Here is a 24,443-nt window from a genome sequence, read left to right on the forward strand (position 1 = left end):
CGCATCGCCCGGCCCGACACCCCAAGCGTGGAGAACTCCGTGCACGTGACGTTAGATCAGGACAGATGCGCGGCCTCGGGTCTGCGCCGGGCCGCCGCCGTCCGTCCCGGCCCGGCGACCGCCCTGGCCGCGTCGTGAGCAGCCCGGTCAACGTGGTCGTCGTGGGCGCCTCGGTGGCGGGGCTCACCACCGCCGTCACGCTGCGCTCGCTGGGCTACGGCGGGCGGCTCACCCTGATCGGCGACGAGCCGCACACCCCGTACAACCGGCCGCCGCTGTCCAAGCAGATCCTGGCGGGCACCTGGGAGCACGACAGGATCAAGCTCCGTACGGACGAGGAACTGGACGCGCTCGACGCGGAGCTGCTGTTCGGCAGGTCCGCCACCGGGCTCGACACCCTCGCCGAGCGGGTGCTGCTGGACGGCGGCGGCAGCGTCCCGTACGACACCCTGGTCATCGCCACCGGCGTCACCCCGCGCGGCCTGCCCGACGCCCACCACCTGGCCGGGGTGCATCTGCTGCGCACCCTCGACGACGCGCTCGCCCTGCGCGCCGATCTCCAGCGCAGGCCCACGGTGGCGGTGGTCGGCGCGGGGTTCCTGGGCGCCGAGGCCGCCGCGGCCGCGCGCCGGATGGGGCTGGACGTCACCATGATCGATCCGCGCCCGGTGCCGATGCGCCGCCAGTTCGGCGACCGGATCGCGGGGCTCGTCGGGCAGCTGCACCGGGACAACGGCGTGTCCATGCGCTGCGGCACCGGGGTGACCCGGTTCCTCTCGGCCGGCGGCCATGTCACCGGGCTCGAACTGACCGACGGGACGGTGCTGCGCGCCGATCTCGTCGTGGTCGCCATCGGCGCGGTCCCGTCGACCGGCTGGCTGGCCGGGTCCGGTCTGGCCTTGAGCAACGGCGTGGAGTGCGACGCCGCCTGCCGGGCGGCGCCGGGCATCTACGCGGCCGGTGACGTCGCCTCCTGGTACAACGAACACTTCGGCGCCCGCATGCGGCTGGAGCACCGGCTGAACGCGACCGAGCAGGCCCAGGCCGTCGCCCGTAACCTGCTCGGCGACGACCGGCCGTTCGCCCCCGTACCGTACTTCTGGACCGACCAGTACGACGCCCACATCCAGGCGTACGGCATCTTTCCGGCCGACGCGGAACTCGCCGTGCTCCACGGCGCGCTGGACGACCGCCACTTCGTGGTCGGCTACGGCCACCGGGGGCGGGTGGTGGGGGTGCTGGGCTGGAACAGCCCGCGTGAAGTGCTGGAACTGCGCCGGCTGGTGACCGACAAGGCGGCCTGGTCGTCGATCGAGGGCAGCGCGCCCCTGGCCGGAGCGCTCGCCGGAGTCGCCGGCCCGGGCGGGTGACGGGGCCGACACCTCCCGGTCAGCCATCGGTGACCACGGCGTCACGTTTCGGCCATACGTCACGGCGAGTGTGGGGCGGGTGCTGGTCCGTCGTGTTCTCGTCCAAGGTGTCGCCATCGCTCCGCACCACTGCCGGCTTCTCGGGTTCGCGGGCTCGGTCGCCCTCGCCGCGGGTGGCGCGACGGCCGGAGCGCTGCCCGTGGGGGACGCCCTCACCCCGGACTCCGGAAGAGCCGCGCTCGGCCTGGTCAGCACCTACTTCGGACTGGTGTTGCTGGTGGCGGCCTGGTGGTGGCTGGGGCGCGAGGTGCGCGGGCCGCGCCCGCCCGGCGTCCGCAGCCTGCTGATGACGCTCGCCGCCTGGGCTGCCCCGCTGCTGCCCACTCCCCCGCTGTTCAGCCGGGACGTGTACAGCTACCTCGCCCAAGGCGCGATGGTGCACGCGCGCATCGACGTCTACACCCATGGCCCGGTACGGCTCGGCGGGCCGATCGCGGCCGAGGTGGCACCGGTGTGGCAGCACACGCCCACCCCGTACGGCCCGGTCTCGCTGGCCTTCGAGAGCGCGATCGCGCACGCCTCGCGCGCCGAACTGCCCCTGGGCGTCTTCGGTTTGCGGCTGATGGCGCTGCTCGGGGTGGTGCTGATGGTGCTCGCCCTGCCCGTGCTGGCCCGCCGCTGCGGCACCGACCCGGGCGCCGCGCTGTGGCTGGGCGGGCTCAACCCGCTGTTGCTGCTGCACCTGGTCGGCGGGGCACACAACGACGCGGTCATGCTGGGGCTGCTCGGCGCCGGGCTGGTGGCCGCGACCGGCCGGTGGCCCGCCTGCGGCGCCGTCCTGGTCACGCTCGCCGCGCTGGTCAAGGCGCCCGCCGCGCTGGGGCTGCTGGCGGTGGCCTCGCTCTGGGCGCGCCGGGCACCGGACCGCAGACGGCGCGTCGGCGCCTTCCTCGCCACGGCCGCGCTGGCGCTCGTCACCACGGGCGTGGCCACGGCCGTCACCGGCACCGGCTACGGCTGGATCGGGGCGCTGTCCACCCCCGCCTCCGCCGGCAACTGGGCGCTGACCAGCGCCCTCGGCCGGGCCACCGGCGCCCTGCTGCAGGCCGTCGGCAGCGGGCTGGCGCCGCTGGCCACCCCGGCGTGGCACGCGCTGGGGCTGCTCGCGACCGCGGTCGCCGTGGTGGTCGTCTGGCTGTGGCCACCACGCCGCGGACCGCTGTACGCGCTGGGGCTGAGCCTGACCGCGGTGGCGGTGCTCGGCCCGGCGATCCGGCCCTGGTATCTGCTGTGGGGGCTGTTCCTGATCGCCGCGGCCGCGCCGAGCGGCGCGGTGCGCCGCGCGGTGGCCGGGGTGAGCGGGGTGCTCGCGCTGGCCGTACTGCCCAGCGGCTTCGCCCCGGATTCCCGGCAGCTCACCTTCGCGGTGTGCGGTGGCGGGCTGGCGCTGTGCGTACTGTGGTGTGCGCGGTGGGCCCCGGGGTTCGCCGCCGGGCCGGGGCTGTCACCGGCGAAGGGCGCGCGCCGGCCGGAGCGTTCGGCATGACGGGGCCCACCACGCCCCGCGGACAGCTGCTGCTGGCGGCCGGGCTCACCACGGCCGCGGCCCTCTTCCTGGCCTTCGTCCCGCTGCACCGGGACTGGTTCGACCTGGGCGTCTACTACGGGGCCGTCGGCCAGTGGCTGCACGACGGCCACATCTACGACTTCACCACGCCGGGTGCGGACGGGGCGGACTACGGCTTCACCTATCCGCCGTTCGCGGCCCTGTGCATGCTGCCGATGACGCTGCTGAGCTGGCCGGAGGCGGTCGGCGTCAGCATGCTGCTCAACGTGGCCGCCTCGGCGGTCGTCCTGACCTGGCTGATCGGGCCGGTCGTGCGCCGCCAGGGCTGGAACCCGTGGTTCGCCTTCACCGTGGCGGGCTGTCTGTTCTCGCTGCTGGAGCCGGTCCGGGACACCTTCAGCTTCGGGCAGGTCAATCTGCTGCTGCTGGTCCTGGTGCTGCTGGACGCCCGGCTGCTGGCCACCGGGCACGGCCGCTTCGCCGGGTACGGGACCGGGCTGGCCGCGGCCATCAAGCTCACCCCGGCGATCTTCATCGTCTATCTCGTGGTCACCCGGCGGTGGCGGGCCGCCACCGCCGCCACGGCCACGGCGGTGGGCACCACGCTGCTGGCCGTGTGCGCGGCGCCCACCGCCTCCCGGGTCTACTGGACCGAGGCGCTGTGGGACACCGACCGCATCGGGGTGCTGTCCTACGTCTCCAACCAGTCGTGGGAAGGCGTGCTGGCGCGGCTCGTGGCCCCCGTGGAGCCCAGCGGTGCCGTCTGGGCGGCCGGGGTGCTGGCCCTGCTGGCGGTGTGGGCGTACCGGGTGCGGCAGGCGGCCGCCGCGGGCGACGAACCGGCGGGCTACGCCCTCACCGGCATCGCCGCCTGCCTGGTCAGCCCGATCACCTGGGTGCACCATCTGGTGTGGCTGATCCCGGCGCTCATCGTGCTCGCCGAGTCCGGGCTGCGGCCGGATACGCCACCGCGGCGGCGGCGGACGCTGCTGCGGGTCGCCGCGGTGGTCTATGTGATCCTGTGCAGCAGCCTGGTGTGGCTGTGGCGGTTCGACGCCACCGGGGTGACCGGCTTCCTCGGCAGCAACGCGTATGTGTGGATCTGCCTCGGGCTGCTGCTGGCGCTGCCGCTGCGGGAGGCGGCGCCGGGTACGGCCCCGGCGCGCGCCCCGGCACCGCGGTCGGCCCCGACCGGCCGCGCGGCGACGGGATAGGGGCGATTCGATGCGGCTGACAGCACCCGTGCGGCACACGGTGCCCCTGCAGCGGGAACCGGCGCCCCGCCCCCTGTACCGGCGGCTGCCGCTGCGCCAGGTCCTGTGTCTCGCACCGCTGGTCGCGGTCGCCGTCTGGGTGGTCCAGCACCGCGCGCTGATCGGTTCCGGGGCCCGTCAGATGCTCACCGCCGATCCGTGGTGGCTGCTGACGGCGGTCGCGACGACGGGTCTCGGCTGGGTCGCGGTGTCGTTCGCCCGGCAGGGCACCGTGCTGGAACGGCTTCCGGCCAGGCGGCTGTTCGCCACCCAGTTCGCCGCGGGCGCCGCCAACCATGTGCTGCCGTCGGGGATCGGGGCGAGCGCGGTCAACATCCGCTTCATGACGGGCTGCGGGCTTCCCGCCGCCCGCTCCTCGGCCGCGCTCGCCCTGTACTTCCTGGCGGAGGCCGTCACCCGGATCGTGCTGCTGCTCGTGCTGCTCGCCGCCTTCCCGGAGGCGCTGCGCGTCGGCCCGCTGCTGCCGGAGCGGACCGCCGGGCTGGTGGTGTGGGCGGCGGTGGCGGGGGCGGTCGTCCTGGTGGCCGGGCTGCTGCTGATCCGCCGGGTGCGCCGGGTGATCCGTGACTTCCTGCGCACCGCGCTGGCCGACGCCCGCTCCCTGCATCTGAGGCCGTCCCGGGCGCTGGCCCTGTGGGGCGGATCGCTGGCGTTCCCGCTGCTGCAGGCGTCCGGCCTGGTGGCGGTGGCCCTCGCGCTGGAGCTGGACGTCTGGCCGCCGCATGTGATGCTCGCCTACCTGGCCGCCTCGGCGGTGGCCGCCGTGGTCCCCTCCCCCGGCGGCATCGGCTCGGTCGACGCGGCGCTGGTGATCGCGCTGGTCGCGGCGGGTGCCCCGGTCGAGGCCGCCACGTCCACGGTGCTCGCCTACCGCTTCATCACGCTATGGCTTCCGCTGGTCCCGGGTGCGCTGGTGCTGGGCGCCCTGGTCCGTTCCAAGATCCTCTGACCGCTGCGGGACCACAGCTCAGGGCTCGGCGCGGTGGGCGGTGAGCACGTCGTCGCGGCCGAGGGCGATACGGGTGCCGAGGGCGGAGCCGGTGCGGCCGAGGGTGCGGGCGAGCCATGCGGCGTCCTCGTGCGGGGCGCGGCACAGCCGCATCCGCCGGGCCCGGAAGACCACCATCCGCAAGTCCAGGAGCGCACCGGTGTCCGGCCGCAGTGTGGCGAAGTACAGCAGCCGCAGATCGTCGCGGTACCGCTCGTAGCCCCCGATGCCCTCGTAGTCGTCGATGAGGTCGCCGCAGCCGTAGAGGACCAGCTTGTCGCGGTAGATCTCCAGGGGGCGGGGGTGGTGGGAGGAGTGGCCGTGGACGAGGTCCACACCGCCGTCGATCAGGGCGTGGGCGAAGCGGATCTGGTCCTCGGGCACGTCGTATCCCCAGTTGCCGCCCCAGTGGATCGAGACCACGGCGATGTCGCCGGGCCGCTTGAGCTGCCGTACGCGCTGGGCGAGCGCGGTGGCGTCACCGGCCGCGCGCTCGGACACCACGTCGACGCCGGATCGCTCACCGGCCGCCGACCAGCCGGGCGGGATGCCGCTGGAGGCGGTCCCGCAGCCGAAGACCAGGACGCGCCGGTGGTCACCGACCGGGACGGCCGCGGGGCGGCGTGCCGACCTCCTGTCCCGGCCCGCGCCCGCCACCTGGATGCCCGCGGCGGCCAGGGTGTCGAGCGTGTCCTCGAGGCCGGGCCGTCCGCGGTCCAGTACGTGGTTGTTCGCCAGGACGCAGACATCGGGCCGGGCCACGGCCAGGCCGGGGAGGTTGGCGGGGCTCATCCGGTAGTGGATCTCCTTGCCGGGCGCGAAGACGCCGCCGCCGGTGATGCTCGTCTCCAGATTCATCACCCGGACATCGGGTGCCGCCCGGTCCAGCACCGGCAGCGCCTCTCCCCACGGCCAGGAGAAGCCGACCGGCCGCGGGATCGGACCGCTCACCTCCTCCACCAGCTCGACGTACGCCCGGGAGTCGCGGATATACGGCTCCCGCAGCGCCGGATCGCCGGGGTGGGGCAGGATCTGGTCGACGCCGCGGCCGAGCATCACATCGCCGCAGAGGAACAGCGTCACAGCATCGCCGCGCATACCTCCACGTTAATGCGGTCCCCGGCGTGAATGCCGCGACCAAGGTTCAACTAGGCTTTTCCGCCGTTTCTTCCACGCGCCGTTGTGCCCGTCGACCGGGCGGAAGACACTTCCCCGGTTCCCCGCTCCATTTCGGACGCCACAGGAGACCGGATTCTCATGACATCAATGGACCGTCGAAGATTCATGCAACTGGCCGGTGCCACCAGCGCCATGTCCCTGCTGTCCACGAGCATCGCGCGCGCCGCGGAGATACCGGCAAACCGCCGCACCGGCAGCCTGCGGGACGTGGAGCACATCGTGGTCCTGATGCAGGAGAACCGCTCCTTCGACCACTACTTCGGCACCCTGCGCGGGGTGCGGGGATTCGGCGATCCGCGGCCGGTGAGCCTGCCCAGCGGCAAGACGGTGTGGCACCAGTCCGACGGTACGAGGGACATCCTGCCGTTCCGGCCCGACGCCGACGACTTGGGCCTGCAGTTCCTCCGGGACCTTCCGCACGGCTGGGGCGACACCCACACCGCGGTCAACGGCGGCGCGTACGACAAGTGGGTGCCGGCGAAGACGGCCACGACGATGGCGTACCTGACCCGTGAGGACATCCCGTTCCACTATGCGCTGGCCGACGCGTTCACCATCTGCGACGCCTACCACTGCTCGTTCATGGGCTCCACCGACCCCAACCGCTACTACATGTGGACCGGATACACCGGCAACGACGGGACGGGCGGCGGCCCGGTGCTCGACAACGCGGAGGCCGGATACGGCTGGACGACGTATCCGGAGCGGCTGGAGAAGGCCGGGGTGTCCTGGAAGATCTACCAGGACATCGGCGACGGGCTGGACGCCAAGGGCGGCTGGGGCTGGATCGACGACGCCTTCCGGGGCAACTACGGCGACAACTCGCTGCTGTACTTCAACCAGTACCGCGACGCCTCGCCCGGCAGCCCGCTCTACGACAAGGCCCGCACCGGCACCGACGCCCGGAAGGGCGACGGCTACTTCGACCTGCTGAAGGCGGACGTGAAGGCCGGGACGCTGCCCCAGGTGTCTTGGATCGCGGCCCCCGAGGCGTTCACCGAACACCCCAACTGGCCCGCCAACTACGGCGCCTGGTACCTGGCCCAGGTGCTGGACGCGCTGACCTCGAACCCCGAGGTGTGGAGCAGGACCGCGCTGCTCATCACGTACGACGAGAACGACGGCTTCTTCGACCACATCGTGCCGCCGTACGCCCCCTCCCCCGGGCGCGGCGCGTCGACCGTGACCACCTCCGGCGAGCTGTTCCCCGGCTCCTCCTCGCAAGCCCCCGGCGCGTACGGGCTGGGACAGCGGGTCCCGATGCTCGTCGTGTCGCCGTGGAGCAAGGGCGGCTACGTGTGCTCGCAGACCCTCGACCACACCTCGATCCTGCGGTTCATCGAACGGCGGTTCGGCGTCGAGGAGCCCCACATCTCGCCGTGGCGGCGCGCGGTGTGCGGCGATCTGACCACGGCGTTCGACTTCGGACGCCCCGACCCGGGCATGCCCGCCATGCCGGACACCAGCGGCTACCTCCCCAAGGACCGCGACCGGCACCCCGATTACGTGCCCACGGTCCCCGCCGAGCCCACCCTGCCCCGGCAGGAGTCCGGCCGGCGCCCCACCAGGCCGCTGCCGTACGACCTGTCCGCCGACGCCACCGCGGGCGACGGCACCCTCCGCGTCGACTTCGCCGGCCACGGCCGCGCGGGCGCCCACTTCCACGTCACCTCCCGGAGCCACCCGGGCGGCCCGTGGGGGTACACCGTCGAGGCGGGCAAGCAGCTGTCCGGCGAGTGGAGCGCGGCGCCCGGCCGGGCCGGCTACGACATCGAGGTGCACGGTCCGGACGGCTTCCAGCGGCGGTTCGCGGGGGCCCTCACCGGTGACGGCCCGCAGGTGAGCGCGCGCCACGACGCCAGGACCGGGCAGCTCAGGCTGACGCTCGGCAACCCGGGCCGCACCACGGTGCGGCTCACCGTCAAGGACGGCCACCTGGACGGGCAGTCGGACACCTACCGGCTGCGCCCGGGCGCGCGGGTGACGCACACCGCGGATCTGCGCCGCAGCCACCAGTGGTACGACGTGACGGTGGTGTCCGATCACGACAGCACCTTCGTGCGGCGGCTCGCGGGCCATGTCGAAACGGGCCGCGCGGGCTTGAGCGACCCCGGGCTCGCCACCGGCTGAGCCACCCCGCCCCCGGGCCCACGCCATGGGCCCGGGGGTCCACCGGATCAGGGCAGCGTCCGGATCAGGTTCGTCACGACGCAGAAGACGACGACCCAGACCACCATCGGGGTCAGGTCTCCGGGCCTCCGGCCCCGGAGGTGCGGGCCCGGAAGCCCGCCGGGGTCTCGCCCGCCCGGCGGCGGAAGAACTTGGTGAAGACGGTGGCGTCGGGGAAACCGAGCCGCTCCCCGACTGCGGTGGCGGACAGTTCGGTGTGCACCAGCAGCCGCTTCGCCTCCAGCAGCACCCGGTCGTCGATGAACCGCTTGGCGCCGCACCCGGCCGCCGCGCGGGTGGCCCGGGTCAGGGTGCGCACGCTGTAACCCAGCCGTGTGGCGTAATCCTCCACCCGGTGCGTACGGGCGAAGTCGCGCTCCACCGCATGACGGAACCGCCGGAACGCCTCGCTGCCCGCGTCGCGGCCGCCCTCCGCGCCCGGCAGATGGGCCAGCCGCAGCACGAGCACGGCCACCAGGTGGCGCACCACCTCGATATGCGCCTCCAGTGGCCCGGCCATCGCCCGGTACTCGCTCTCCAGCAGGTCCCGGGCGGCCCGTACCGCCTCCGCGGCCTCCCCCTCGGGGCTCAGTGGGGACTGCCACGCGTAGCCGTGCAGCCGGGCGGCCTCCGCGGTGGCGGCGTCCAGGTAGCCGGCCGGGAAGAGCACGACGGTGCCCTCGGCGGTGGCGAGGCCGGAGCGGAACTGGTGGATCTGGCCGGGGCGCACCCACATCCAGCTGCCCTCGGTCAGTTCGTGATCGGTGAAGTCCACCGAGCAGCGCAGCACCCCGGAACGCACGGTGATCAGCTGGTGGAAGGCGAGACGCATCGGGGCGTAGGCGTCGAGGTCATGGCCGCGGGCGCGGGCGAGCAGCCCGGCGAAGTCGAGGACCGCCGCTCCCGGCGGGGCTCCCACGGAGGGCCGGAACGGAACCTCCGTGACCTCAGTGTGTCCGTTTCTGTCCATAGCGCGTCCTCAGTGTACGGCTGCGAGCCTTCAGGTGGCTTCTAGCGTGGAGGGCGAGCCGAGGACGCGGTGACCGAAAGAGTCGGCGCCCGCCATTCCCGTGAGAGAGCCGAGGGGAGCGTACCGCCGTGCGATTGATCGTGGGCATGACAGGAGCGACGGGTGCCGTGTTCGGCATCCGGCTGCTGGAGGCGCTGGCCGAACTGCCCGACGTGGAAACCCATCTGGTGCTCAGCCGCTGGGCCCGTACCACGATCGAGCTGGAAACCGGCCGGTCCGCCCGCGAGGTGGCCGCACTCGCCGACGAGACGCACTCCCCCGAGAACCAGGGCGCCACGATCTCCTCCGGCTCCTTCCGGACCGACGGGATGATCATCGCGCCGTGCTCGATGAAGACCCTCGCCGGGATCCGCGCCGGATACGCCGAAGGGCTGGTCGCCCGGGCCGCCGACGTGGTCCTCAAGGAACGGCGCAGGCTGGTCCTGCTGCCCCGGGAGACCCCGCTGAGCGACATCCACCTGGAGAACATGCTCGCGCTGTCCCGGATGGGGGTGCGGATGGTGCCGCCCATGCCCGCCTTCTACAACCACCCCGAGTCGGTGGACGACATCGTCGACCACATCACGGCCCGGCTGCTCGACCAGTTCGACCTGCCCGCACCCACCGCCAAGCGCTGGGCAGGCATGCGCGCCGCGCGCCCCTCTGTGTAGAGAAGGAGTTCCCATGGCCTACGACGACCTCCGCGGCTTCCTCGACGCCCTCGAAAAGGAGGGCCAGTTGCTGCGCGTCCCCGACGAGGTGATGCCGGAGCCGGACATCGCCGCCGCCGCCAACGCCGCCCCGCGGCTGGGCGACCACGCCCCCGCGCTGTACTTCGACAACGTCAAGGGCTTCACCGACGCCCGCATCGCGCTCAATGTGCACGGCTCCTGGGCCAATCACGCGCTCGCCCTCGGCCTGCCCAAGGAGACCGGCACCAGGGAGCAGGTGGAGGAGTTCATCCGCCGCTGGGACACCTTCCCGGTCGCGCCGGAGTGGCGCGAGAACCCGCTGTGGGCCGAGAACACCCTGGAGGGCGAGGACGCCGACATCTTCCGGGTGCTGCCGCTGATCCGGCTCAACGACGGCGACGGCGGCTTCTACATCGACAAGGCCGCGGTCGTCTCCAAGGACCCCGCCGACCCCGAGCACAGCGGCAAGCAGAACGTCGGCGTCTACCGCATCGAGGTCAAGGGCAAGCGGCGGCTCGCGATCCAGCCGGTGCCGATGCACGACATCGCGCAGCATCTGCACACCGCCGAGGAGCGGGGCGAGGACCTGCCGGTGGCCATCACGCTCGGCAACGAACCGGTGATCTCCATCGTCGCCTCCACCCCCATGGAGTACGACCAGAACGAGTACGAGCTGGCCGGGGCCCTGCGCGGCGCGCCCGCCCCGGTCGCGAAGGCGCCGCTCACCGGGCTGCCCGTGCCGTGGGGCAGCGAAGTGGTCATCGAAGGTGTCATCGAGGGCCGCAAGCGGGAGATCGAGGGCCCGTTCGGCGAGTTCACCGGACACTACTCCGGCGGCCGCACCATGCCGGTCATCCGCATCGACCGCATCTCGTACCGCACGAACCCGGTCTTCGAACACCTCTACCTCGGCATGCCGTGGACCGAGGTCGACTACCTGATCGCCGCCAACACCTGTGTGCCGCTGTACAAGCAGCTCACCCGGGACTTCCCGGAGGTCCGGGCGGTCAACGCGATGTACACCCACGGGCTGGTCGTCATCGTCTCCACCAAGAAGCGGTACGGCGGTTTCGCCAAGGCCGTCGGCATGCGGGTGCTGACCACCCCCCACGGGCTCGGCTACGCCGCCACCGTGATCGTGGTGGACGAGGACGTCGACCCGTTCAACCTGCCGCAGGTGATGTGGGCGCTGTCCACCAAGATGAACCCGGACGGCGACCTGGTCCAGGTCCCGGGGCTCCCGGTGCTCGAACTGGCCCCGCAGGCCCGTACGCCCGGCATCACCGACAAGCTCGTCATCGACGCCACCACCCCCGTCTCCCCCGACAATCGCGGCAACTACGGCACCCAGGTGCGCGATGTGCCGGAGGCGGCCGAGTGGCTGACCCGGCTGCAGAAGCTCGCCGCCGCCCGCTGAACCACCGCCGTCACCCACTCCACGGAAAGGACCGAGATGTCCGACACCCCTTCACTGTGCCCGCGTTGCGCCCACGAGACGATCGAGCACATCTTCAGCTCGCCCGTCCCCGGGGTCTGGGAGGTGCTGCGGTGCGGGCGGTGCCTCTACATGTGGCGCACCAGCGAACCCGCCCGCCGCACCCGGCGCGACGCCTACCCCGAGGAGTTCATGATGACGCCCGAGGACATCGCCGCCGCGCCGGAGGTGCCCGCCGTGCCGCCGCTGCGGGCGGCCACGGGCTGACCGGGCTACCAGGTGACGGGGAGTGCGTGGACTCCGTAGATCACCGCGTCGTACTTGAAGGGCACCTTCTCCAGCTCGGTCGCCAGGCGCAGCGTGGGGATGCGGCGCAGCAGGGACGGGTAGACCACCTGGAGTTCCATGCGGGCCAGCGGCTGGCCGAGGCAGTGGTGGGTGCCCACTCCGAAGGCCTGGTGACCCCGGGCGTCGCGGGCGATGTCCAGCCGGTCCGGGTCGGGGAAGACGGAGGGGTCCCGGTTGGCCAGTTCGCCGAGCAGGATCACGCCCTCACCGGCCCGGATGGTGCGCCCGGCGATCTCGATGTCCTCCAGGGCCGTCCGGCGGCGCCCGAGGTGGACCACGCTGAGGTAGCGCAGCAGTTCCTCCACCGCGGCGACGATCACCTTCGGGTCGTCGGCGTCGCGGACCCGGGCGAGCTGTTCGGGGTGTTCGAGCAGGAGCAGCGTCCCCAGGGTGATCATGTTCGCGGTGGTCTCGTGCCCGCCGAGGAGCAGCAGCACGCCCATCGCGACCGCTTGGCGGCGGGTCAGCTCACCGGCGTCGATCCGCTTGCCGAGGCTGGAGAGCAGGTCGTCGCCGGGCTCGGTGAGCTTGGCGTCCAGGAGCTGGTCCAGGTACGCGTCGAGATTGCCGTGCGCGGCCTGCCGCTCCTGGGGCGTGGCCACGGCGGAGACGAGGACCTTGCTGTTGGTCTGGAAGAACTCGTGGTCCTCGTAGGGGACGCCGAGCAGTTCGGAGATCACCAGGGACGGGACCGGCAGCGCGAGGGCCTGGACCAGGTCGGCGGGTTTCGGCCCGGCCAGCATGCGCGTGATGAAGTCGTCCACCATCCCCTGTACGACCGGGCGCATCGCCTCGACGCGTTTGATGGTGAAGGCGCCGCTGACCATGCGGCGCAGCCGGGCGTGTTCCGGGTCGTCCATCCCGACGAAGCTCAGGTCGGTGGCTCCGTGTTCGCCGCCCGAGTGGTCGACGGGGCTCGGGAAGCCGGGGTGGGAGAAGTCCGCGCTGAGCCGGGGGTCGGAGAGCAGCGCCTTCTGCTCGGCGTGGCTGGTCACCACCCACGGGGTGCTGTCGCCCCAGGACCGGACCCGGGTCAGCGGGCCCCACTGGGCCAGGCCGCGCAGCTCCGGGGACGGGTCGAAGGGGCAGGCGGAGGCCCGCGGCTGGGGAAACCGGGGGATCTCGGCCGACGCGTCGTCGGACACGGGTGCGGTGGTCATGGTCTTCCTCCGGTGGGCGTTTCGGGGGTGCCGGTCAGGCGTGGGCGGCGGGCGCCGCCGCGGGCGGCTCGGCAGCCAGCACGCTCGGGGCGGTGCGGGGTGGTTCAGGATGTGACGGGAGCGAGGAGCAGCCCGGTGATGGCGTCGGTGAGCGCGGCGGCGGTGTCCTCCCAGGACTGCTGTCGCGTACTGGTCCCGTCGGCGAGGGCGCGCTCGCGTTCGGCGCAGGTGTGGGTGATCAACTGGCGGGCCATGTCGCCGCGTTGGGCCCGGGTCTCGGCGGACAGGAAGCCGAGGCAGCCGCCCAGGCCCTGGAGGATCTCCCACAGGGGCTGCCGGGTCATGGCCTCGTCGGTGACGATCGCGCGCAGGACGGGGTCGGTCATCACCTGGACGGCGAACCGGGCGTGCCAGGAGGGCACGCCCAGGGTGGCCAGGTGCTCGGGGGCGGGCCGGACCAGGCAGGCGACCCAGTCCCGGACCTCCCGGCTGCCGCGGGTCTCGTCCAGCATGCGCTGCCGGATGCCGTCGATGGCCGCCGAGTGCTTGCGCATGATGGCGCGCACCAGATCCGCCCGGGTGCCGAAGTGGTAGCCGACCGCGGCGACATTGCCCTGTCCGGCCGCCTCGCTGATCTGCCGGTTGGACACCGCGACCAGCCCGTGTTCGGCGTAGAGCCGCTCGGCCGCGGCCATGATGGCCTCGCGGGTGTCGGCGGCGCGATCGGTGTGCGCGGTTCCGCCCTGGGCACCGGCCATCGTGGCCTCCTCACTCGGTCGTACTGAGCTTGTGGAGCCACGTTAAAACACGTGAATTAAATAAAGCAAATGATTTAAGGAGTTTTCCGGATTCCCCGCTGCGGGGATCAGTGCCCGGGCGCGGGCGGGCGGCAGCGCAGGGCGGTCACCGGGCCGGACAGCCGGGCGGGCCCCGCCGCGTACGGAAGGAGCACGGTCTGCCCCTCCGCCACGTCGAGCGAGGGCCCGGAGCCGCAGGTCAGCGTCCCGGCGCCGGTGAGGCAGACCAGCACCGAGAAGCCCGCGTCCAGCGTGGCCGCCGGTTCGCCCCGGCACAGCTCGGCGCGGAAGCAGGGGTCGGCGTCCGGCGGGAGCACGCTCCCGGTCCCGGCCGCCGCGCCCGGTCCGCGCAGCCGGTCCAGCGCGGCAGCGGACAGGCCCCGGCGGTCGACTCCGCCGAGGGCCAGGCCGAAGCCGAGGCCGAGATGGCCCTCGGCGGCACCGTCGATCGCGAACCCTCCCACTCCAGCAGCACCGAGAAGTCGGTGGGCTCCTGGAGTTCCACCAGCAGCACCCCCGCGCCGATCGCGTGCGGCATCCCCGCCGGGCACAGCAGCGCGTCGCCGGGGGCGACCGGCACCCGGTGGACGGCGTCCAGCATGGCGCCCGTGTCACCGGCCGCGACCCAGCCGGCCAGCTCGCCGGCGGTGACGTCGCGGACGAAACCGAGCCGGACCTCGGCGCCCGGGTCCAGGACGTACCACGCCTCGGTCTTGCCGTGCGCGCTGCCCAGGTGGGCACGGGCGAACGCGCGGTCGGGGTGGGTGTGCAGGGGCAGCCGCTGCCCGGCGTCCAGCAGCTTGACCAGCAGCCCGGTGTCGGCCCCGTACGCCGCCGTGTGCTCCGGCCCCAGCCAGGCGGCCGGGTCGGCGGCCACGGCGTCGGCCAGCCGGACGCCGCCGGGCAGCGTGGTCAGCCCGGCCGGGGACCGGGCGAAGCGGGAGGTGGTCGAGGCGACCCAGTCCTCGGGGCGATAGCCGTCGCCGGTCGGCGCGGTGCGCCGGAAGCGGGCGATGGCGCCGGAGTCGCGGTAGAAGGAGCGCGGCTGATTCGGTGTCAGCGGGATGGGCGCGGCGGCGGGCTCGGCGGTCATACGGGCTTCTGCCGGTCGGATACGGCCGTACGGAGGAGTCTGGGGCGGGGAGCGGCGGGCGGGTCAGGGGCGCCCGCCGCTCCCCGCCGGTCCACGGGTCGTCAGACGGCGGGATGCCAGTCGTGGAACCAGCCCTCGGGCTGGCGGTCCAGCGCCTGGTCGAGGGAGCGGCCCGGCAGGAACGGGCGGCCGTGCTCGCGGATGACCGCGTTCAGCTCGTCCAGCCGCCCCCGGGCCTGCTCGATGCCCTTGGCGCGCTCGGCCGGGTCGTGGGTGGAGACGGCGTCGCGCCAGATGGACCGGCCCGCCAGATAGCCGCACGCCCCGGCCTGGGCGGAGATCCGCACCTGGGTACGGAAGTCCTCGTAGCCGACGCCCGCGGAAAGGATCACCCAGGGGACGTGCACCGAGGAGTCCAGCTCCTTGCACGCCGCGGCGGCCGCCTCGCGGCCCTGCTCGGTGTCGACGTAGCCGGGGAACTCGACCTTGAGCATGTCGACGCCGAGCCGGTCGGCGTCGACGGCCGACCGGATGATGCCCGCGACCCGGCGCTCCTTCCACTCCGCCGACGACGGGTCCTCGCCGGGCAGCGGGTACCAGATGGGCTCGACGACCAGCGGCAGGCTCAGCTCCGCGCACTCGGCCACCAGGTCGCGTACCACCTGGCGCTGGTGTTCGGCGGTGGCCGGGTCGCCGTCCGGGCGGTACCACCACAGCAGTTTGGCCACATCGGCGCCGGACAGCTTGATCTGCCGGGTGGACCAGCCCTCGCGGTGGCGGGTGCGACGCGGCCCCTCGGGGATGGTGTAGTCCTCGTCCTCGATGCTGGCCATCAGGCCGACGTCGCGCGGCACGGCGCCGCTCGCGGTGAGGTGGCCGATGCCGTAGTGGGCGTCGAGGAGCACGGCGGTCACGCTGGGCGCGACCGCGCGGATGACGGCGTCCTTCGCCCGGACCACGTCAGCGAAGCCCACCGTGGAGGGGTCCGGGGCGAGCAGTTCGGCGAAGTCCGAGAGATGGTCGAGGGCGCAGATCAGGAAGAAGCCGTCCTCGCTGGTCACACGGGTCAGTCCGCGCAGTTTGCCCGGGTCGGTGGTCAGGTCAGGCGTGGTCATCGGGGTCCTTTCGGATACGGGCCGTTGTGGTCGGCCCTGTCGTGGAGCGAGCGGGCGAGCAGCAGCCCGCCCACGAACGTGTCACCGAGGCCGATGGTGGCCGCGGGGCGGCTGAGGTGGGGCGCGGGGACGCAGTCCGCGCGCAGCCCCTCCCCCACCGGCCCGTCGGCCGGGCGGTCCTCGGTGTAGCCGGCCGCCGGCGGCGGCTCCGGGTCGGCGGCGGGGACGCCGCGCGCGGCCCGCGCGGCGGCGAGCAGGCTGCCCGTCATCAGCGCGGTCCGCTGTTCGGTGGGGTCGCCGCGGTGGACGGCGAGCACCCAGCCGTCCGCGTGCACACACACCCGGTCCAGGTGGTACGCGGTGGCGAAGTGGGCCGCGGCGGCGACGGGCGTGGCGCGGGCCGAGGGGCCCGCGAGCACGGCGAGTTCGGACAGGCTCATGCCGACGGAGTCGGCCAGCGGGGCGTACTCGTCGCATCCCGCGCGCAGGGCGCGGACGCTGGTGAACTCGGCGAGTTCGAGATGGATCAGCGGCAGTCCGGCGTCCCGCCAGGTGCGCGCGACCTCGGTGAGCCAGGCCCGGTCGGCGGGCCCGGTGCCGTCCTCGGGCAGCCCGTTCATGCCGGACAGCAGCCCCGCCACAGCGGTGCGGGCCAGTTCGCGGGAGCGGGCGGCGAACCATTCGTCGCGCTCGATCCCGTCGTCCATGAACCGCAGGATGATCCGGGAGGAGCGGGGCAGCCCGCCGGGCAGTCCGGGCGCTGGGGTGCCCGCGGCGAACTCCAGGACGCTGTGCGGCTGTTTGGGCACCCCACCGGTGGGCGCGTCGGCGCCGGTCAGCCGCCCGGCGGGGGCGGTGCCCGCGGCCGTGCACAGCGTCACGTCGGGATGGAGCACCGCGAGCTGCTCGGCGCTGCGGTCGGCCAGCGGGACGACGCTGGGCGCACCGAGCACGGCGAGCGCCCAGGCGGCCTGCGGTCCGGTGCCGCCGAGCTGCACCCGGTCGGGCGCGCCGAGCAGCGTGGCCGCCCAGTCGCTGCCGCCGGGCCACGGCATGGCGATCTCGCCGCCGCGGCCGTGGCGGATGCGGCCGATGACCTCGGCGGCGACCTCACCGGCGGGTCCGGGCGCGGTGGCCTGGGCGGCGAGGGCGGCGATCCGCTCCGGGCCCATCCGGCGGACGTGGTCGACGCAGGCGCTGAACCCGGCCAGTACGGGGGCGGCCTGCCGGGCCCGGGAGCGGACCCGGTCGGCCAGCGCGCGGTACCGCTCGGCCCACAGCTCGTCGCGGGCGACGACGCGCGGGACGGACAGGCCGGTGCGGGAGGTCACTGCTTCACCGCCCCGGAGGTGATGCCCGCGACGATGCGGCGCTGGAACACCATGACGATCAGCACCAGCGGCAGGGTGACCACGACGGACGCGGCGGCCATGTCGCCCCAGGGGACGAAGTACTGGGACTGGAAGCCCGCGATGCCGACCGGCACGGTCTGGTGCTCGGGCGAGGAGGTGAAGGCCAGCGCGAGCATGAACTCGTTCCAATTGGTGATGAAGCCGAGCATTCCGGCGGCAGCGATCCCGGGCAGCGCGAGCGGCAGGATGACGCTGCGCAGGGTGCGCAGCAGTCCCGCGCCGTCGATGGCCGCGGCCTCGTCCAGCTGGGTGGGCAGGGAGCGGAAGTGCGCGTACAGCACGAAGATCATCAGGGGCAGGGCGAGTCCCACGTACGAACCGGACAGCCCCGTATAGGTGTCGAGCAGCCCGAGGGCGTTGAGCACCAGATAGAGCGGAACGACGATCGAGATCTGCGGGAACATCGACAGGCCGAGGACGACGGCGAGCACCACGCCCTTGCCGGGTACCGGCAGCCGGGCGAGCGCATAGGTGGCCAGGGCCGCCAGCAGCAGTCCGATCGCGGTCGCGGTGACCGTGACGATGACGCTGTTGACCAGGTACTTGCCGAACTCGTAGTCGGTGAAGACGGCCCGGTAGTGCTCCAGGGTGCCCGGGACGGGCAGCCAGTGCGGGGTCACCGAGGACAGGTCGCGGTCCCGCTGGAAGGAGGTGCTGAGCTGCCACAGGAACGGTGCGACGGACCAGAGCACGACGGCGGCGACGGCCAGCCGGAACAGCGTCCGGCGGGTCAGGGCCCGGCGGCGGGCCCGGATGGCGGCGGGCGCGGCGGGGACGGGCGCGGGGATGGCGGTCATGGCTCAGCCCTCCAGGGCGCGGTAGCGCCGGCTCAGGTAATACGCGAAGCCCGCGGCGATGAGCACTTCGGTGAGGAAGGCGGCGGTGGCGATCATCGAGCCGTAGCCCAGTTCGAGGCCGGAGAAGAGGGTCTTGTAGCCGAAGGTGGACAGCGTCTCGGTGGAGTCTGCCGGTCCGCCGCCGGTGAGGACGTACGGCAGGTCGAAGACCCGGAAGGCGTCGAGGACCCGGATGAGGGCGGCGATCAGCAGGGCGGGCGCGATCACCGGCAGGGTGAGGGAGCGGAAGGCGCGCCAGGGCGAGGCGCCGTCGATCTTCGCGGACTCGCCCAGTTCCTTCGGCACGGTCTGCAGCGCGGCGAGCACCAGCAGCGCCATGAACGGCGTGGTCTTCCAGACGTCGGCGAGCCCGATGGTGGGCAGGGCGGTGTGCGGATCGCCGAGGAAGTTGATGTAGCCGTCGGTCAGATGGAGGCGGGTCAGCAGGTAGTTGGCGACCCCGGACTGGCCGTCGAAGATCCAGCCGAACATCCGCGAGGTGACGACGGTGGGGATGGCCCATGGGATGAGGACGGCGGCGCGGGCCCAGCCGCGGCCGCGGAAGGACTGGTGCAGCACGAGGGCGAAGCCGATGCCGAGCGCGGTCTCCACCAGGGTGGTGCCGAAGGCGAAGGCCACCGTGCGCCACCAGGCGTTCCAGAACAGGTCGTCGCCGAGCAGCCGGGACAGATTGGCGGTGCCGGTGAAGTGCGATCCGCTGGAGAACCCGGCGTCGTGCAGGGACAGCCACAGGGTGCGCAGCACCGGGTAGAGGGAGACGGCGAGGACGGCGGCGAGCGCGGGCGCGAGCAGCACGATGCCCGTCAGGCGCGGGCCCGCGGACGAGGACTCGCGCCCGGGTGCGCTTCGGCGCGGGGCGTCGGGGCCCGGCGTGAGCTGCGGCTGTTCCAGGGAGGGGGCGCGGTGCTTGCCGCGCAGCGAGGTGTGTCCGGGGGTTCTGTGGAAGAAGGCGAGGTGGCCCATCAGACGATCGCCTCCAGGTCGCGCCGGGCGGAGCGGAGGGTGCCGCGCACGTCGCCGTAGACCAGGGCGCGGGAGACCGCGGACTGGAGGGCGAGGCTGACCCGGGAGTAGTGCGGGGTGACCGGGCGGGGCACGCCGTTGCCGAACGCCTCCTTCAGCTTGACCATCGCGGGCTGGCCCTTGGCGAGCTTCTTCTCCTCGTAGACCGAGACGCGGGAGGGGGCGTTGCCGAAGTCGAGCGCGAAGGCGAGCTGTGCCTCGGTGCCGGCGAGCCAGTGCAGGAAGTCCATGGCACCTTCCTTGTTGCGGGATCCCGCCGCGACGCCGAGCTGATAGCCGCCGAGGCAGGAGGAGGACGTGCCGCCGGGGAAACTGGGCAGCGGGGCGACGTCGACCTTGCCGACGACCTTGGACTGGTCCGGGTTCTGGGAGACGCCGTAGACATAGCTCCAGTGCCGCATCATCCCGACCCGGCCCGCGGTGAAGGGGCGGCGGCTGGGTTCCTCGTCCCACGAGAACACCTCGGAGGGGCTGACCTTGTAGCGGTACACCAGGTCACGCATGAACTGCACCGCCTCGACACACTCGGGGCTGTCCACGCGGACCGCGCCCGAGGGGTCGATGATGTGGCCCCGGTTGGAGGCGATGAACTCGACCAGGTCGCAGAGCAGGATCTCGGCCTGCTTGGCCTGCCACAGATAGCCCATGGGCACCCGCCGGTGCTGCATCTCGGCGGCGATGTCGGCCAGTTCGTGCCAGCCGGTCGGCGGCTTGCGGCCCAGCGCCCGCATGAGGTCGGTGCGGTAGTAGAGGCCGCCCGCGTCCACGTACCAGGGCAGGGCGACGAGACGGCCCTGATAGGTGCACGCCTCGACCACACCGGGGAAGAAGGAGCGCCGCAGCGAGGCGGAGATGTCCTGGTCCAGGGGGTGCACCCAGCCCGCGTCGGCCAGCTCGGCGATCCACACCACGTCCTGGGCGAAGACGTCGACCGTGCCGTCCTTGCGGGCCAGCAGCTGGGTGAGCTGCTGGTGGCATTCGGTGCTGGAGCTGGGCGGCGGCAGATTGCGGACGGTCACCCGGAAGCGGCTCTGGGCGGCGTTGTACCGGTCGGCGAACGACTGCATGCCGGCCGCGCCACCGGTGAACGCCGCGCAGGCGAAGGTGAGTTCGGTGCGCCGGCCGCCACCGCCGCCCACCCGCCGCGCCGGTTCGTCACCACCCCCGCACGCGGTGAGCAGGGGCGCGGCGGCGAGGGTGCCGAGGGTGAGGGCGCCGGTGGAAAGTGCCCGGCGGCGGGTCCACGGTGGCTCGGGACGGTTGGGTGGGTGCGGCTCCACGGCGACTCCAGTGACGCGACGCAAAAGCTATGCAGAGAGGTACGCAGAAAGACGTACAAAGAAGCGCTGGTTTATGCGGCTCTTTGCTGCAAGCTACGGCGGCAGCATCCACCGGTCAAGAGTCGTGCTGCAGCTTCTTGCGGTAAGGTGCGAGAATCTGCAGTGTTGCGCAGTGCCGAGAAGGGGGAGCACACGATGACGTCAGCAGAGGGGACCCGGGCGGCGAACCTGCCCGCGCGCCGCCGGGCCGACCTCACCGCCTTCATCCAGCAGCGTGGCCAGGCCACCATCGGGGAGCTGGCGAAGGAGTTCGCCGTCTCGGTGGACACCGTGCGGCGTGACCTGGACCATCTCGCGGCGCGCGGCCTGGTGGCGCGCACCCACGGCGGGGCGGTGCCGGGCGGCGAGCTGGCCACGGCGGACAGCCCGGTGGCGGACCGGATGAACGAGCGCCGGGAGGCCAAGGAGGCCATCGGGGCCGCCGCCGCCCGTCTGGTGCGGGACGACGAGACGCTGCTCGTCAACGGCGGCACCACGGTGCTCTCGGCGGTCGCCGCGCTCGGCGGCCACCGCGGGCTGACGATCGTCACCAACAATCTGCGGGTCCCGGGCATGGTCCCGGTTCAGGCGCTGCGCGATCTGTTCGTCCTCGGCGGCGGCTGCCGGACCACCGCGCTGGTGACCATCGGCCCGATCCGCTTCCCCGACACCGCCGGGGTGAGCGCGGACACCGCCCTCATCGCGGTGGGCGGGGTCAGCGCCTCGGGGCTTTCGGTGTCCAACATCCCGGAGGCCCAGATGATCCAGGAGATGATGGAGTCCGCATCCCGGGTCGTGGTGCTGGCGGACTCGGCGAAGTTCGAGCGCCGGGCGCTGGCCCTGATCTGCCCGCTCAGCCGCATCGACGTGCTGGTCAGCGAGCGGCCGCCGGGCGATGAGCTGGCCCGCGCGCTGGAGCGGGCCGAAGTCGCCCTCGCCGGTCCGTACCTCCCCGAAGACGGCTGACCCCGCCGGGCGCGCGGCGCGGCGGGGTGCCCGGGGGGCCAGGGATGTCCGGGGGCCGGGGGCCAGGGGTGTCCGGGGTTCCGGGAGGTCCGGGGATCACATGAGCCGGTCCTTGGCCTTGTAGTACGCCCCGGCGAAGGGCAGAAACCAGGCCGTCCCGTTGTAGAAGGGCACCGGGATCTTTGGGAAGCCGATGCCGCGCAGCGGGTTGGCCTCCGGGTGGCCGTCCATCACCTCGGCCATGGCGCGCCCCATGTACGTGGCCATCTGGACGCCGTGGCCGCAGTAGCCCATGGAGTAGTACACGCCCCCGGCCTGGCCCGCGTGCGGGATGCGGTCGTAGGAGAACCCGACGCTCCCGCCCCACACATAGTCGATGCCCACCCGGCTCAGCTGCGGGAATATCTCGGCCATTTCGCGCTGGAGCACCGCGCCGCTGCGGCGGTCCGAGGCCGGGTCGGAGGGGGCGAAGCGGGCGCGGCCGCCGAAGGCGAGGCGGTTGTCGGGGGTGAGCCGGATGTAGTGGCCGATGTTCTTGGAGTCGACCACCAGCCGGGCCTTCGGGATGACCTCCCGGGCCAGTTCCTCGCCCAGCGGCTCGGTGACGATGACGAAGCTGCCGACGGACACCAGCCGCTTGCGGAACCACGGCAGCGACCGGTCGGTGTACGCGTCGGTGGCGGCCATCACCTGCTTCGCGCGGACGGTGCCGTGCAACGTCTCCACCAGGAAGGAGCCGTCCCGGGCGCGGGTCACGGCGGTGGACGGCCAGTTCCTCGGGTGCCACGGTGCGGTCCAGCCGCTGCGGGTCGGGCACGGCGCGGTGCAGGGCGCGGGACAGGCCGAGCTTGACCGAGATGCCGTCGGGTGAGGGCAGCCCGTAGCAGTGGGTGGGCGCGGTGCGGATGAAGCCGGGCGCCTCGGCGCCGTGCCGGTCGTGGGCGGTGGGCAGGAACCAGGCGTTGATCAGCCGCCGGATGTCCACCTCCCACTCCAGGTCCGGCAGCAGTTCGTTGACCCAGGGGCCGACGGTGACCACGGCGGCGTCGAAGCGCTCGGTGCCCTGGTCGGTGGTCACGGCCACTCCGCTGCGCGCGGGGGCCACTTCCCGCACCGGTGTGTAGCGGTGCAGCCGGGCGCCCAGCCGCTCGGCGCGGGCGGCCGCGGTGTGCACGGTCAGCTCGGGGCGCAGCAGGCCCGCGTTGCGGTCCAGTACGGCGGCGTCGCCGTCCTCGACGCGGAACTGGGGGAAGCGCTCGGCCAGCGCGTCCGCGTCCAGCACCTCGTGGTCGAGGCCGTGTTCCGCGATGGATTCCAGGACCGTGCTCATCTGCTGGTGGTCGGTCGGGCCCATGAGCAGACATCCGGTGAGCCGGCGCAGCTCGCGGCCGGTCTCCCGCTGCAGTTCCTGCCACAGGGCGTCGGCGTGGCGCAGCAGCGGTACGTAGCGGGAGTCCTCGAAGTGGGCGCTGCGGAAGATCCGGGTCTCGCCGCCCGCCGCGCTCCGGTCGTGGCCGGGGGCGTACCGGTCGAAGCCGGTCACCTCCGCGCCCCGGGAGGCCAGCCGCCACATGGCCTGACTGCCCATGGTTCCGGTGCCGACGACCGCTACCCGCTTCCTCGTTGCCACGGATGCCTCCTGGGGTGGGAGAAGAGGTTTCCCAGACGGCCTGTTCCACAATGTGGCATGCCGTGCTAGATTGCAGCATCAATGTCGCAGCGCTCCAGGGACCGGTCAAGGGCTCGCGCAGCGGAAAAATCCAGAACCCGGTGGGGGAAACCCGATGGAAATGAAGAGCGTGATCCGCAGCCTTCGGATCCTCGAAGCGGTCGCCCAGCACCAGCCGGTGACCGTCGGCGAGCTGACGAAGATCTTCGGACTACCCAAGTCGACCGTGCAGCGCACACTGGTGACGCTCAACGAGGCGGGCTGGCTGCGCGCCAGCCGGGGCGACACCACGCGCTGGGAGGTCGGCGCCCGGGTGCTCGCGGTCCGCCCGGCGGCGCACCAGGGGTCGAGCCTGTTCGCCGCGGCGCGCGAACCGATGTGCCGGCTGCGCGACGCGGTCGACGAGACCATCCATCTGTCCGTCCCGGACGGGCTGCGCTGCATGGTCATGGTCGACCGGGTCGACTGCACCCAGGCGGTGCGCACCTACCATCAGGTCGGCGACACCTCGCCGATGCACGCCACGGCCACCGGCCACGCGGTCCTCGCCCTTCTCCCCGCCGACGAGGTCGACGAGGTCATCGCGGACGGCCTGGCCCGCTACGGGGATGCCACCATCACCGATCCGCACGAGCTGCGCGAGGAACTGGAGCGGGTCCGGCGGGACGGCTACGCCGTCAACCGCAATCAGTACCTGCCCGACGTCTGCGCCATCGCCGCGCCGATCGTCGCGGTGAGCGGAGCCCCGGTGGCCACCGTCGCCATCTCCATGCCCGACTCCCGCTACGACCCGAACGAGGTGGACCGCTGGGGGCGGCTGGTGGCCGACACCGCGGCGGAGATCAGCGCCCGCCGTTTCGAGTGATGTCTGTGATGTCAGTAGATATCCGGGCCATATTCGGCGAGTGAATGCCTCTTTGTCAATAAATCGATTTACCGAAAGAGGCAGCAAGAGACGGCAAGAGACATCGGATCTGTCATGGGGGATTTCCGCGCCACCT

22 protein-coding genes and 1 pseudogene are annotated in these 24,443 nt (G+C 72.8%); 10 read left to right on the forward strand and 13 right to left on the reverse strand.

Annotation, left to right across the window (positions count from 1 at the left end; all coding sequences use genetic code 11):
- Window positions 1-134 precede the first annotated feature (134 nt).
- The 4 genes from ACFZCY_RS29810 (at window position 135) to ACFZCY_RS29825 (ending at window position 5,160) form a co-directional block, all read left to right on the forward strand.
- Window positions 135-1,370 (forward strand): FAD-dependent oxidoreductase, encoded by a 1,236-nt coding sequence (locus ACFZCY_RS29810; protein ID WP_391179963.1) that lies wholly within the window; start codon window positions 135-137, stop codon window positions 1,368-1,370.
- Between the two features lie 79 nt (window positions 1,371-1,449).
- Window positions 1,450-2,916: a polyprenol phosphomannose-dependent alpha 1,6 mannosyltransferase MptB gene (gene mptB / locus ACFZCY_RS29815; RefSeq protein ID WP_391179966.1), complete on the forward strand. Its 1,467-nt coding sequence runs from the start codon at window positions 1,450-1,452 to the stop codon at window positions 2,914-2,916.
- Complete coding sequence (locus ACFZCY_RS29820; protein ID WP_391179968.1) at window positions 2,913-4,151, forward strand: glycosyltransferase 87 family protein; 1,239 nt, start codon at window positions 2,913-2,915, stop codon at window positions 4,149-4,151. The genes mptB and ACFZCY_RS29820 overlap by 4 nt, the downstream gene beginning before the upstream one ends.
- Window positions 4,152-4,161: 10 nt before the next feature.
- A complete protein-coding gene (locus tag ACFZCY_RS29825) occupies window positions 4,162-5,160 on the forward strand; it encodes a lysylphosphatidylglycerol synthase domain-containing protein (RefSeq protein WP_391179971.1) in 999 nt (332 codons plus the stop codon).
- Window positions 5,161-5,178: 18 nt separating this feature from the next.
- Here ACFZCY_RS29825 and ACFZCY_RS29830 read toward each other — a convergent pair whose 3' ends face one another.
- Window positions 5,179-6,297: a CapA family protein gene (locus tag ACFZCY_RS29830; protein ID WP_391179973.1), complete on the reverse strand. Its 1,119-nt coding sequence runs from the start codon at window positions 6,295-6,297 to the stop codon at window positions 5,179-5,181.
- A 159-nt stretch (window positions 6,298-6,456) separates the two neighbouring features.
- Between ACFZCY_RS29830 and ACFZCY_RS29835 the strand changes: the two genes are divergently transcribed.
- Window positions 6,457-8,508 carry a phosphocholine-specific phospholipase C gene (locus ACFZCY_RS29835; RefSeq protein ID WP_391179976.1) on the forward strand — a complete coding sequence of 684 codons (2,052 nt, stop codon included), beginning with the start codon at window positions 6,457-6,459 and terminating at the stop codon, window positions 8,506-8,508.
- 112 nt (window positions 8,509-8,620) lie between these two features.
- On the opposite strand, the gene ACFZCY_RS29840 is transcribed toward ACFZCY_RS29835, so the two are convergent.
- The gene (locus ACFZCY_RS29840; protein ID WP_391179979.1) at window positions 8,621-9,517 is read right to left on the reverse strand and encodes a helix-turn-helix domain-containing protein; all 897 of its coding nucleotides are present in this window, start codon (window positions 9,515-9,517) and stop codon (window positions 8,621-8,623) included.
- A 128-nt stretch (window positions 9,518-9,645) separates the two neighbouring features.
- Here ACFZCY_RS29840 and ACFZCY_RS29845 point away from each other — a divergent pair, with 128 nt between their 5' ends.
- From ACFZCY_RS29845 to ACFZCY_RS29855, 3 genes are read left to right on the forward strand one after another with little or no spacing between them, the layout of a single operon-like run.
- A complete protein-coding gene (locus tag ACFZCY_RS29845) occupies window positions 9,646-10,227 on the forward strand; it encodes a non-oxidative hydroxyarylic acid decarboxylases subunit B (protein ID WP_391179982.1) in 582 nt (193 codons plus the stop codon).
- 13 nt (window positions 10,228-10,240) lie between these two features.
- Window positions 10,241-11,665 carry a non-oxidative hydroxyarylic acid decarboxylases subunit C gene (locus tag ACFZCY_RS29850; protein ID WP_391179984.1) on the forward strand — a complete coding sequence of 475 codons (1,425 nt, stop codon included), beginning with the start codon at window positions 10,241-10,243 and terminating at the stop codon, window positions 11,663-11,665.
- A gap of 36 nt (window positions 11,666-11,701) precedes the next feature.
- Complete coding sequence (locus ACFZCY_RS29855; protein WP_391179987.1) at window positions 11,702-11,950, forward strand: non-oxidative hydroxyarylic acid decarboxylases subunit D; 249 nt, start codon at window positions 11,702-11,704, stop codon at window positions 11,948-11,950.
- A gap of 5 nt (window positions 11,951-11,955) precedes the next feature.
- Here ACFZCY_RS29855 and ACFZCY_RS29860 read toward each other — a convergent pair whose 3' ends face one another.
- The 9 genes from ACFZCY_RS29860 to ACFZCY_RS29900 all read right to left on the reverse strand — a co-directional run bounded on the left by ACFZCY_RS29860 (window position 11,956) and on the right by ACFZCY_RS29900 (window position 20,768).
- Window positions 11,956-13,191 (reverse strand): cytochrome P450, encoded by a 1,236-nt coding sequence (locus ACFZCY_RS29860; RefSeq protein WP_391179989.1) that lies wholly within the window; start codon window positions 13,189-13,191, stop codon window positions 11,956-11,958.
- Window positions 13,192-13,295: 104 nt separating this feature from the next.
- Complete coding sequence (locus tag ACFZCY_RS29865) at window positions 13,296-13,949, reverse strand: TetR family transcriptional regulator (protein ID WP_391179992.1); 654 nt, start codon at window positions 13,947-13,949, stop codon at window positions 13,296-13,298.
- Window positions 13,950-14,056: 107 nt separating this feature from the next.
- Entirely contained in the window at window positions 14,057-14,221 is a 165-nt protein-coding gene (locus tag ACFZCY_RS29870) for a hypothetical protein (protein WP_391179995.1), read from the reverse strand.
- On the reverse strand, window positions 14,188-15,081 hold the full coding sequence (locus tag ACFZCY_RS29875; protein WP_391179998.1) for a class I mannose-6-phosphate isomerase: 894 nt from the start codon (window positions 15,079-15,081) through the stop codon (window positions 14,188-14,190). Before ACFZCY_RS29875 ends, ACFZCY_RS29870 begins: the two co-directional genes overlap by 34 nt.
- Before the next feature lie 101 nt (window positions 15,082-15,182).
- Entirely contained in the window at window positions 15,183-16,196 is a 1,014-nt protein-coding gene (locus ACFZCY_RS29880; protein WP_391180000.1) for a tagatose 1,6-diphosphate aldolase, read from the reverse strand.
- Window positions 16,193-17,527, reverse strand: a complete 1,335-nt coding sequence (locus ACFZCY_RS29885) for an ADP-dependent glucokinase/phosphofructokinase (RefSeq protein ID WP_391180003.1) — start codon at window positions 17,525-17,527, stop codon at window positions 16,193-16,195. Before ACFZCY_RS29885 ends, ACFZCY_RS29880 begins: the two co-directional genes overlap by 4 nt.
- Window positions 17,524-18,405: an ABC transporter permease subunit gene (locus ACFZCY_RS29890; RefSeq protein WP_391180005.1), complete on the reverse strand. Its 882-nt coding sequence runs from the start codon at window positions 18,403-18,405 to the stop codon at window positions 17,524-17,526. Before ACFZCY_RS29890 ends, ACFZCY_RS29885 begins: the two co-directional genes overlap by 4 nt.
- A gap of 3 nt (window positions 18,406-18,408) precedes the next feature.
- Window positions 18,409-19,428, reverse strand: a complete 1,020-nt coding sequence (locus tag ACFZCY_RS29895) for an ABC transporter permease subunit (RefSeq protein ID WP_391180008.1) — start codon at window positions 19,426-19,428, stop codon at window positions 18,409-18,411.
- Complete coding sequence (locus ACFZCY_RS29900; protein ID WP_391180010.1) at window positions 19,428-20,768, reverse strand: extracellular solute-binding protein; 1,341 nt, start codon at window positions 20,766-20,768, stop codon at window positions 19,428-19,430. The genes ACFZCY_RS29895 and ACFZCY_RS29900 overlap by 1 nt, the downstream gene beginning before the upstream one ends.
- A 195-nt stretch (window positions 20,769-20,963) precedes the next feature.
- Here ACFZCY_RS29900 and ACFZCY_RS29905 point away from each other — a divergent pair, with 195 nt between their 5' ends.
- Window positions 20,964-21,773, forward strand: coding sequence for a DeoR family transcriptional regulator (locus tag ACFZCY_RS29905; protein WP_391180012.1), 810 nt, complete (start codon window positions 20,964-20,966; stop codon window positions 21,771-21,773).
- Between the two features lie 96 nt (window positions 21,774-21,869).
- Here ACFZCY_RS29905 and ACFZCY_RS29910 read toward each other — a convergent pair whose 3' ends face one another.
- The gene (locus tag ACFZCY_RS29910) at window positions 21,870-22,529 is read right to left on the reverse strand and encodes an FAD-dependent oxidoreductase (protein WP_391180015.1); all 660 of its coding nucleotides are present in this window, start codon (window positions 22,527-22,529) and stop codon (window positions 21,870-21,872) included.
- Window positions 22,530-22,536: 7 nt separating this feature from the next.
- Window positions 22,537-23,403, reverse strand: a pseudogene (locus ACFZCY_RS29915) (FAD-dependent oxidoreductase); the annotation flags it as partial.
- A gap of 160 nt (window positions 23,404-23,563) precedes the next feature.
- Between ACFZCY_RS29915 and ACFZCY_RS29920 the strand changes: the two are divergent.
- Window positions 23,564-24,307, forward strand: a complete 744-nt coding sequence (locus ACFZCY_RS29920; RefSeq protein ID WP_391180205.1) for an IclR family transcriptional regulator C-terminal domain-containing protein — start codon at window positions 23,564-23,566, stop codon at window positions 24,305-24,307.
- The last annotated feature ends 136 nt before the right edge of the window (window positions 24,308-24,443 follow it).

It is taken from the genome of Streptomyces sp. NPDC007983 (genome assembly GCF_042958345.1).
Taxonomy (GTDB): domain Bacteria; phylum Actinomycetota; class Actinomycetes; order Streptomycetales; family Streptomycetaceae; genus Streptomyces.